At 65.9% G+C, this 8869-nt stretch carries 12 protein-coding genes; 2 read left to right on the top strand and 10 right to left on the bottom strand.

All coding sequences use genetic code 11. The features are described from left to right. Both HMPREF3105_RS07490 and HMPREF3105_RS07485 read right to left on the bottom strand, forming a co-directional pair. On the bottom strand, positions 1–223 hold a 223-nt coding region (locus HMPREF3105_RS07490), incomplete at its 3' end, for a hypothetical protein (protein WP_141762461.1). Further along, entirely contained in the window at positions 220–711 is a 492-nt protein-coding gene (locus tag HMPREF3105_RS07485) for a hypothetical protein (protein WP_020625383.1), read from the bottom strand. The genes HMPREF3105_RS07490 and HMPREF3105_RS07485, both read right to left, overlap by 4 nt. 400 nt (positions 712–1111) lie before the next feature. On the opposite strand from HMPREF3105_RS07485, the gene HMPREF3105_RS07480 reads away from it, so the two are divergent. After that, the gene (locus tag HMPREF3105_RS07480) at positions 1112–1750 is read left to right on the top strand and encodes a TetR/AcrR family transcriptional regulator (protein WP_043279902.1); all 639 of its coding nucleotides are present in this window, start codon (positions 1112–1114) and stop codon (positions 1748–1750) included. Here HMPREF3105_RS07480 and HMPREF3105_RS07475 read toward each other — a convergent pair. From HMPREF3105_RS07475 to HMPREF3105_RS07465, 3 genes are read right to left on the bottom strand one after another with little or no spacing between them, the layout of a single operon-like run. After that, the gene (locus HMPREF3105_RS07475; RefSeq protein ID WP_043279909.1) at positions 1720–2007 is read right to left on the bottom strand and encodes a DUF6510 family protein; all 288 of its coding nucleotides are present in this window, start codon (positions 2005–2007) and stop codon (positions 1720–1722) included. The two genes, HMPREF3105_RS07480 and HMPREF3105_RS07475, sit on opposite strands and share 31 nt — an antisense overlap. After that, positions 2007–2765, bottom strand: a complete 759-nt coding sequence (locus HMPREF3105_RS07470; protein WP_043279907.1) for a ferredoxin reductase — start codon at positions 2763–2765, stop codon at positions 2007–2009. Before HMPREF3105_RS07470 ends, HMPREF3105_RS07475 begins: the two co-directional genes overlap by 1 nt. Further along, positions 2765–3358 carry a molybdopterin-dependent oxidoreductase gene (locus tag HMPREF3105_RS07465; protein ID WP_067115756.1) on the bottom strand — a complete coding sequence of 198 codons (594 nt, stop codon included), beginning with the start codon at positions 3356–3358 and terminating at the stop codon, positions 2765–2767. Before HMPREF3105_RS07465 ends, HMPREF3105_RS07470 begins: the two co-directional genes overlap by 1 nt. Before the next feature lie 216 nt (positions 3359–3574). On the opposite strand from HMPREF3105_RS07465, the gene moaA reads away from it, so the two are divergent. Beyond that, positions 3575–4633, top strand: a complete 1059-nt coding sequence (moaA, locus tag HMPREF3105_RS07460; protein WP_043279905.1) for a GTP 3',8-cyclase MoaA — start codon at positions 3575–3577, stop codon at positions 4631–4633. 361 nt (positions 4634–4994) lie between these two features. On the opposite strand, the gene HMPREF3105_RS07450 is transcribed toward moaA, so the two are convergent. The 5 genes from HMPREF3105_RS07450 to glp all read right to left on the bottom strand — a co-directional run bounded on the left by HMPREF3105_RS07450 (position 4995) and on the right by glp (position 8869). Continuing rightward, on the bottom strand, positions 4995–5393 hold the full coding sequence (locus HMPREF3105_RS07450) for a nucleoside/nucleotide kinase family protein (RefSeq protein ID WP_141762460.1): 399 nt from the start codon (positions 5391–5393) through the stop codon (positions 4995–4997). Between the two features lie 238 nt (positions 5394–5631). Further along, positions 5632–6135: a redoxin domain-containing protein gene (locus HMPREF3105_RS07445; RefSeq protein WP_020624684.1), complete on the bottom strand. Its 504-nt coding sequence runs from the start codon at positions 6133–6135 to the stop codon at positions 5632–5634. Between the two features lie 184 nt (positions 6136–6319). After that, positions 6320–6733, bottom strand: a complete 414-nt coding sequence (locus HMPREF3105_RS07440; RefSeq protein WP_020628091.1) for a molybdenum cofactor biosynthesis protein MoaE — start codon at positions 6731–6733, stop codon at positions 6320–6322. Then, positions 6726–7682 carry a bifunctional molybdenum cofactor biosynthesis protein MoaC/MoaB gene (gene moaCB / locus HMPREF3105_RS07435; RefSeq protein ID WP_043282516.1) on the bottom strand — a complete coding sequence of 319 codons (957 nt, stop codon included), beginning with the start codon at positions 7680–7682 and terminating at the stop codon, positions 6726–6728. Before moaCB ends, HMPREF3105_RS07440 begins: the two co-directional genes overlap by 8 nt. Beyond that, on the bottom strand, positions 7679–8869 hold the full coding sequence (glp, locus tag HMPREF3105_RS07430; RefSeq protein WP_043282517.1) for a molybdopterin molybdotransferase MoeA: 1191 nt from the start codon (positions 8867–8869) through the stop codon (positions 7679–7681). The genes moaCB and glp overlap by 4 nt, the downstream gene beginning before the upstream one ends.

Raw genomic sequence — 8869 nt, 5'->3', positions numbered from 1 at the left:
CCGCCGTCAACCCCACCACACCCAACGGCACCTCGACAATCATGCGATCGGCATCCTCGGTGGGCATCGCGCTCTCCACCGTCGAGCGGGGGACAACGACGATGCTCCCGGGGGTCAGCTCGGTGTCCCGCCCCTGCAGCGACAGGACCGAGGCGTTCCGACGCTGGTAGATGACTAACAGGTAGTCCTCGCTGCGACCACGGGGAGAGCTGACCGTCGTCACAGGACTGCTTCCTCGATCAGCTCATAGATGTTCGCCCGGCGGAGGTCGCTGGCGTGAAAGACGAGCCCGTCGCCCCGGTGCGGTGGCTGCTCCGCGACATGCCGCACGCACGCGGCGGCGAGATCTCGCTCGGTCGGCGACATCACCACGACTCCAATCACGGTCGTGTCCGCGCCGACGAGATTGGTGGCGCTCCTGCTCACCTCACCGACTACGCCCGTCGCCAACCTGTGTACTCGGGCCCGAGACATCGTGCCGGCACCGTCGAACGCCACCACCACCGTTCCGGGCCGAACGATGTGCAGCGCGGCGGTCACCTCATGCTCGATACGCGAGGCCAACGCCCGTCGAGCCCGGATGCCCAGGCCCCTACGAAACCGATAGGCCGCCACGACCAGGCGCTCGTCCTCAGCCACCCGCTCCGCAAGAGGCGAGGGAACGAGCATCAGAAACTCTTGCGCGTCACCGAGCTTGACCGGCAGGTCCACCGAACGCCCCTCTCCTGCGGAGCGCGCAACGTTCTCGACGGGCGCGCGTGGGCAGCCGCACCGAGCCCTCGGCTCGGACTTTCTCGCGCACACGGAAGATCCGTGAGCCGCGTGGCTTCCCGCACATCATGACCACTAGCCTACGACGACAGAAAAGGACTCGCCAGACCAAAGTATGAGCGGGACGTCGATTGACGAGAGGTGTAGCAGGTCTGAAAAGCAGGACGCTTGGATCGCCATAGGTGTTTCGGATCGACTTGGATAAGGACTCCGAGGTCCATTATTGTGAAGGTGTGAGATGCGAGCGTCCCGCTCCGCTGGACTTCACTGGGCCGGCCGGGCTGGCATCGCGTGACGGACGACTTCGAGTCCTGCGGACGGAGGAGACTACCCTGGAGGCGTGACTGCCGACGGAACGAGTGCGCGCCGGTTGACGCCGAAAGGGGCGGCAACGAGGGCGCGTATCGTCGACGCAGCGAACCAGTTGATGTATGAGCGAGGCGTTGCGGCGACGACCCTCGCCGACGTCCGAGCCGCCAGCGCGACATCGAAGTCTCAGGTTTATCAGCACTTCGCCGACAAGGACGCACTCGTGAAGGAAGTCATCGAGACCCGGGCGGAGGACGTCCTGACGCAGCAGCGCCGGCGCCTTCGACGCGTGGAATCCCTACGCGGGTTCGAGCTGTGGCGGGATGAACTCGTCGAACGCAACGCGCTACGCGACGGCGCGTACGGGTGCCCGCTCGGGTCTCTGGCGAACGAGATCGCAGACCACAATGAGGATGCCCGCCGGGCGATCGCTGCCCACTTCGATGATTGGCTGGAGATGCTGATCGATGCCGTGGAGAGGCTGAAGACACGCAGCGTGTTGCGCAGCGATGCGGACTCGCGAGCGCTTGCCATTGGGCTGCTATCGGCACTGCAGGGAGGTTATCTTCTGGCGAAGGCGAGTCGAGATGTTTATCCGATGCGTGCCGCTCTCGACATGGCTATCGCACAGCTCAGGGCCTACGCGACTGAGACCGACTCCTCAGCCTGATCCCGCCTCATCGCGAACGCGGTCATCCCCGCGAAGCTGAGGAAGAGGCGTTCACCGGCGTCGATGATCGTCGCCAGCACGTGGCTGCACGTCTTGCAGCGTACGACCAGCCCCGGGGCGTCCGGATACACGATTGCCTCGCCAAGGGGCGCGACGCGCCCGCAGCCTCCGCACCGTCCTTCGATCATCGTTGCATCGGGCACGAGAAAATCCGCGAGAGTCCCGGCGAGGATGTTCCCGTCGAGGTGGCTGGTCATCATAGGCCTCCGAATCGTTCGGTGAGGATGTCTTGCGGCGCATGGCCGAGCTTCACGAGCCACGGCGCGACGGCTTCGACGAAGCCTGTCGAACCGCACACGAAAATGCGTGGGCGGTCTTCCGGAGGGAGCGTCCGCGCCGCGATAGTCGACTCTGTGAGCCGTCCGACCGGATCTTGCCACCCAGCTGGCGCTCGTCGCGTGTACACGAGGTCGATCGCGAACGACCCGTCCGACAGCTCGAGGAACTCCTGGTGGAAGTAGACGTCCTCCGGGGTGCGCACCGAGTACAGCAGCCGGAACGGAACGGGATCGGATGCGGCCGCATGAGACGCCGCCATCGCGTAGAGGGGCACGACACCTGACCCGCCGGCGATGAGCTGCACGGGGCGCTGGCTCTGTCCCGGGCGCCAGAGGAAGAACGATCCCAGCGGTCCGTGGACCTCGAGCTGGTCACCGACGCGCAGTTCACGGACGAGGAACGGAGACACCTCGCCATCGGGCAGCTCATCGACCGCAAGGACGATCGTTCCGCCCGTCTCGGAGGATGCGATCGAATACGAACGTGTCGCCTGGTAGCCGTCCGGAGCGGTCAGTCGCAGATCGAGATGGCTGCCCGCCTCGCTCCCCGGCCACCCCGGGACATCGAGCACCAGCCGAACCGCAGTCGGCGTCTCTGGACGCACCTCCGAAACCGTGGCGACGAACCACGACGGCCTCACGCGGGGGCGAAGCGGAGCGAGCCGGGTCTGCTCCATCACCAGTAGCGTTCTTCCTTCCACGGATCACCGTAGATGTGATAGCCGCTCTGCTCCCAGAACCCAGGGTCGTTCGTCGGCATCATCGTCAATGCCCGGACCCACTTCGCGCTCTTCCAGAAGTACAGATGCGGGATCAGGAGACGTGCCGGCCCGCCGTGTTCTGCGTCGAGCGGTGCGCCTTCGGCCTCGGTCGCGATCCAGGCCTTGCCATCCAGGAGATCCTCAAGCGGCACATTCGTGGTGTAGCCGCCGTAGGAGTGCGCCATGACGTAGTCATGGGATGTCTCGACGTTCTCGAACAGCTTGTCCAGGCTCACCCCGCGCCAGGCCATGTCGAGCTTGGACCAGTGCGTGACGCAGTGGATGTCGACCGTGATGTCCTCGGCACCGAGCGCCAGGAACTGCTCCCAGTTCCAGTGATGCTCGGTACCGGTTTCATCGAGGATGGCGAAATCCCACGTCTCGGTATCGACATAGGGGGTGGGACCGGCGGTGAGCACCGGCCAGTTGTCGAACAGCGTCTGTCCCGGAGGGAGCTGATCATCGGGTCCACGCCGGCGTCCCGCGAATCCGCGAGTAGTGAACGACATACATCGCCCCTTCCGTCTTCTCTGGCTGTACACCACCGACGATATTGCGGGAGCTCTCTCGCTGATCGCCTGGTCCTGCGCGGAACTTGCCCATGACTGCAGGTGATGAGTCCCCGGCGTGAAAACGGGCCACTGTGCCGACCACACTGTGGAACAGGACGCCCCACCGGGCGACCTCGCCCCCCCCCCGCAAGCATCGAGAAGAAGTCTGTGACCATGTGCCCTGTTGCGCTCGGCATGCCGACCGTTCGCCATCGCGCGCGCTCGACGGTCGGCCGACCCGAGACACCGTTTCTCGTGGACAGGTTCGGGCGCATCGCGCGAGACCTGCGCGTATCGATCACAAGCGCCTGCTCACTGCGTTGCACATACTGCATGCCGGCGGAAGGCCTGCCCATCGTCCCTCGCGGGGAGTTGCTGACTCCGGAAGAGATCGCGCGTCTGGTCACCATAGCCGTCCACGATCTCGGAGTCCGTGAGGTGCGCTTTACCGGCGGCGAGCCGCTTACGCGACCTGATCTGGTCGAGATCGTGCGCCAGACGACGACAGCCGTGCCCGGCCTGCCGGTGTCGATGACGACCAATGGGATCGGCCTCGACCGCAAGGCGCCGCAGCTTGTGGAGGCTGGACTGACGCGGATCAACGTGTCGCTGGACACGATCGACCGCGAGCATTTCGCCGCTGTCACCCGACGCGATCGCCTGCCTGCCGTGCTCAGGGGGATCGAGGCGGCACAGCACGCAGGGCTCAGCCCGATCAAGATCAACGCGGTGGCGCTGCGCGAGACCCTCGCGGATGCGCCCGACCTGCTGGCGTGGGCGCTTGCCAACGGCGTGCGGTTGCGGTTCATCGAACAGATGCCGCTGGATGCAGATCAGACATGGCGCAGAGACCACCTCGTCTCCGCCGAAGAACTTCTGTCTGTGCTCGGACGCCGATACCGGCTGACCCCGGCCGGGCGTGAAGACCCGTCCGCTCCCGCAGAGGAGTGGCTCGTCGACGGAGGCCCGGCCACCGTCGGCATCATCGGGTCCGTCACACGCAGCTTCTGCGACGCGTGCGACCGAACCAGGCTGACAGCCGAAGGCTCGGTACGTTCCTGTCTGTTCGGAGACGACGAGACAGACCTGCGCACGATGCTGCGAAGTGGAGCAGACGATGCCGCTATCGCCGACGCCTGGCGGGCGACGATGTGGGACAAACAGGCTGGGCACGGGATGGAAGAGAAGAGCTTTCGTCGACCGGCCCGTTCCATGGGAGCGATCGGAGGCTGACGATGTCACGCATACTCGTCCGATACTTCGCAGCCGCCGCTGAAGCGGCTGGCTGCGAAGAAGAGCACGTCGAGGCGACGACCCTCGGAGAGGCGAAGGACGCGCTCCTCACAGCTCACCCGGCACTCGAGCCGGTGATCGCAAAGGGGACATTCCTCGTCGACGGCATCGCCTCACGCGATCCCGCGCGACCGGTCTCCGCGCAGGTGGACGTGCTGCCCCCGTTCTCCGGCGGCTGAGCCAAACCACAAGCGGCTGAGGTCCGATCCACCGCGGGGGTCCACGTGTCGTGAACTGCATTCGTCTCCTGCGCTGCCATCCTCTTACGTGAGACGACCGCGGTGCTGCCCAGATCCTTGTCTCAGCAGGAATCGAAGTACAAGCGTTGGGGATGCATGCTGTCGCTCACCTCGTACACGGCATCGGATGATTCGCGTGGAATGTCCTCGCGCATGTAGCGGAGATGCCGTTCATGGGTGTCTGGGTGCGCCGGCTCACCGCCGTCGAGGAAGACGGTGAAGTGCCACGCCGAGCGCAGGCTAGAGCGCAGCAGTGACCAACCGTCGACAATCAGCATCCTGTCCTCAGGCGCGGCAGCGAGCTCGCTCTCAGGTCCGTTGTGGCGGAACATGCGCAGTATGGTTCGGACGGCGTCATCGTCCGTGAACGGGGCCGCGCTGAGACGAGTCGCGTGACGTCCCACTGCACGCAGCGCTGCCGCCAGGGCGTCGGCGAAGTGCATGCGGGCTGCAGCGTCCACGCCGTCGATGGCGACGAGTATCCGGCCGCGTGGGTTTCTGCTGAGGACCTCCTGAGCGAGCTCCTCCCAGACGGCTGTCCCAGTGGCACCTGAGGCGTTCGGAGACGAGGTCAACGTCGCTTCTCCGGCGGAACGATCAAGAGAGGATGTGTCTGCATCCTGTTCTGGTTGCGCACATCCTTGCCGACTGCTCTCGCAGCGGTCTGCATCCGCGCTCTCGAGATGGCATCGATGGTTTTCATCGGTCTGCCCGCTTCCGATTCGCATCCGCATGCTGAGGCAACTCCCGGATGAGTTCGAGGACATCGTCGGGAACGAGTTGTCCCAACGTTCCGCAGGAGTACACGCTGATCACGACCGTCCCATCGGGATCCAGCACGAATCCGGTCGTCTGCAACTGCGGCGGGTCCACGGTGACGAACGCTCCGGTCGCGGCCGCGATCTGCCCCACATCGGTGCTGTGTCCGATCGGAAAAGTCAGCCCATAGCGCGCCACGAGCTCCGCGGTTATCGGCTCCTCGTCCGCAGTCACCGCGACGACAGCGATACCCGCGGCGGACAAGCGTCGTAGGCCGCGCTGGAACGCACGCAGCTGCTCCACGCAAGGCCGGCAGCCTGCCCCGCGAGAGAAGAGAACCACGCCGTACTGCCCGGCGAATACGGCCGGGATCGTTCGGCGTGTGCCTCCCACCTCGACCAGCTCGAGGGCGGGGAACGCATCACCACCACGCAGCAACGACATCAGAGGCTCGCAAGAACGGTCCGAGCGGCCGCATCGGTGGGTGCGACGCGGGCGGCTTCTGACGGGGGAAGTCGGTTGCCATGAAAGTTGTGTGCTTCAGTCTCAATGCCAGTCATCTGGCGCCTCTTTCCTCGGTGATTGCACCATCGTTCACCCGGCGGGTTCGCTAGGTCGTGCGGTGTATCTACAACCCCACCCACTCCGATCTGCCGTCGGTGAAGTGCTGGTGCTTCCAGATCGGAACCTCTGCCTTGATCGCGTCGACGAGGTTCCCGCAGACGGCGAACGCCTCTGCCCGGTGCGGGGCGGCGACGACCGTGACCAGTGCGACGTCGCCGATCTCGAGGTGACCGATGCGGTGAGCGGCGACGACATCGCAGTCCGTGGTTTGAGCGATCCTCGTGCACACGTCGATGAGGATTCGTTCCGCGTCGGGGTGCGCCTCGTAGTCGAGAGAGCCGACGTCCTCTCCGTGATCATGGTCGCGCACGATGCCTTCGAAGGTGACCACCGCCCCGTTCTTCCTACTGCGTATCCGTGTTTCCAGCTGCGTCTTGTCCAGCGGAGCAGCGGTGACGAAACCGATCGGGTCAGGCATGTCCGCCGCCGGCCAGCTGGTCGTGCAGGTGTGGCAAGAGCGGCTCCAGTGCGATGAGGCCGTCTTCCACGCCGCGTGGCGATCCAGGCAGGTTGATGACGATCGTGCGTCCGGCGATCCCTGCAAGCGCCCTGCTGAGCGAGGCTGTCGGCGTCGCCGCGCGGCCCGCTGCACGGATGGCCTCGGCGATGCCGGGAAGTGCTCTCTCGATCACCGCGCTCGTCGCCTCGGGGGTGCGGTCCTCGGGATGCACCCCGGTGCCGCCGGTCGTGACGATCAATACCGGCTCGCTGGTGAGAGCATCCGTGAGCGCCTGATAGATATCCGCGTCAGCGACAACGACGGGCTCGTCTGGCTGATACCCGTGGTCGCGAAGCCAGCCTGCGATTGCCGGACCGGTGAGATCCTCGCGCGTACCGGCCGCGGTGCTCGTTGAGGAGACGATCACGACCGCCTGTCCGTGGTCTGCGGGCACGGATGCGCCTGCAACCCAGTGCCCGCGCTTTCCTCCGGTCTTCTCGATGAGGTGGATGTCTCCGAGCACGGCGGCCGGATCGACGGACTTGATCATGTCGTGCAGAGCGAGACCGGCGATGGCGACGGCGGTGAGGGCTTCCATCTCGGCCCCAGTCTTCGCCGTCGCTGCGACCGTGGCCCGGATCTCCACCGATGAGGTGCTGAGCTCGAAGTCCACGGTGACGGACTCCAGGGGCAATGTGTGCGCGAGGGGTACAAGTTCGCTGGTGCGCTTGGCGCCCTGGATGCCCGCGACCCGCGCTGTCGGGAGCGCGTCTGCTTTGCGCAGCTGGTTGGCGGCGAGCAGTTCCAGCACCGCCGGTGTCGTGTCGAGGCGGCCGGTCGCGATCGCCGTGCGCCGAGTGATCGCCTTCCCGCCGATGTCGATCATCCGCGATCGGCCGTGATCGTCGAGGTGCGGCAGTTCGTTCATAGATTCCAGGTCTCCACGCGTGTCCCGATGTCGAGGGTGACGGCATCGATCGGGACATCGATGAGCATGTCGGATGCCGCCATGGCGGCGACAAGGTGCGAGGAAGGGCCGCCAACCGGTGCCACCCGGCCTCCAGGCAACCCCACACCACGGCGGAACTGCCGTTTCCCGGCGACAGAGGTGAGGGGCTCGGCCAGGGTCCGCGGCTCGGGCTGTCGCGCGTGCAGTCCTGCTGCCTCACGGAGGACCGGCTCGATGAAGAGCATGAACGACAGCTGCGCGGACACGGGATTGCCTGGGAAGCACACCATGGGAACGCCTTTGTAGATGGCAGTGGCTTGGGGGCCGCCCGGCTGCATCGCGAGAGTATCGACGTGCGCCCCGAGCGGCTCCAGAAGCTCCCTCACGACTTCGTAGTTGCCTGCCGAGATGCCCCCGCTGGTGAGCAAGATCTCGGCTCCCGCCGCACACGACGCGTCGAGAGCGCGCGCGAACGCGGCCGTGTCATCGACGACACGATGCTCATCGACCAAGAGGGCGTCGGCGGTTCGTACCGCTGCGGCGAGTGCGGGGCCGTTGGCGTCGTAGATCTGGCCGGGAGCCAGAAGCTCACCGGGAGCGGCCAGCTCGCTTCCGGTCGAGATCACTGCGACACGTACCTGTGAGCGAACGGGGACGGACGCCACTCCCGCAGCTGCGAGCGCCGCCAGGTGGCGAGGAGCGAGCCGGAATCCATCAGACAACAGAGGCTCACCGACCGCGAGGTCAGAGCCGGCTTCACGCACGAACTCTCCGACGTCCGGCTTCCGCGTGAACGTCACTGTCGTTCCCTGGACGGTGGCGTGTTCGACAGGGACGACCGCATCGGCGTCGTCGGGGATCGGCGCACCGGTCATGACCCGGACGGTATGGCCAGGGCGAAGCGGCCCAGGTGTGCCAGGAGCAGCGGGGATCGCACCGCGCAGCGGCAGACTGCTTGGCGTCCGCGCGAGGTCAACCGTACGGACGGCGAAGCCGTCCATCTGTGAGTTCCGGAACGGGGGCAGATCTATCGGAGTCCGTATGGGGTGGGCAAGCACCCGATCTAGCGCGTCAGACAGGGCGACCTGCTCGACGGGGCGCTGGCTCACGGCGTTCAGGAGGGTGCGGACTCGGGCCGTGTGCTCAGCGACCGATGTGCGGGGCAT

Origin of the sequence: Micrococcus sp. HMSC31B01 (assembly GCF_001816085.1) — a bacterium.
Lineage (GTDB): Bacteria > Actinomycetota > Actinomycetes > Actinomycetales > Micrococcaceae > Micrococcus > Micrococcus luteus.
This window is presented reverse-complemented; position numbering and strand designations above follow the sequence as displayed.

Excerpts from the sequence above, each read along its gene's own strand:
- HMPREF3105_RS07475 (WP_043279909.1), bottom strand. The coding sequence starts at position 2,007 with ATGACCAGCCACCTCGACGGGAACATCCTCGCCGGGACTCTCGCGGAT.
- HMPREF3105_RS07470 (WP_043279907.1), bottom strand. The coding sequence starts at position 2,765 with ATGGAGCAGACCCGGCTCGCTCCGCTTCGCCCCCGCGTGAGGCCGTCG.
- HMPREF3105_RS07465 (WP_067115756.1), bottom strand. The coding sequence starts at position 3,358 with ATGTCGTTCACTACTCGCGGATTCGCGGGACGCCGGCGTGGACCCGAT.
- moaA (WP_043279905.1), top strand. The coding sequence starts at position 3,575 with ATGTGCCCTGTTGCGCTCGGCATGCCGACCGTTCGCCATCGCGCGCGC.
- HMPREF3105_RS07445 (WP_020624684.1), bottom strand. The coding sequence starts at position 6,135 with ATGTCGTTGCTGCGTGGTGGTGATGCGTTCCCCGCCCTCGAGCTGGTC.
- HMPREF3105_RS07440 (WP_020628091.1), bottom strand. The coding sequence starts at position 6,733 with ATGCCTGACCCGATCGGTTTCGTCACCGCTGCTCCGCTGGACAAGACG.
- moaCB (WP_043282516.1), bottom strand. The coding sequence starts at position 7,682 with ATGAACGAACTGCCGCACCTCGACGATCACGGCCGATCGCGGATGATC.
- glp (WP_043282517.1), bottom strand. The coding sequence starts at position 8,869 with ATGCCCCGCACATCGGTCGCTGAGCACACGGCCCGAGTCCGCACCCTC.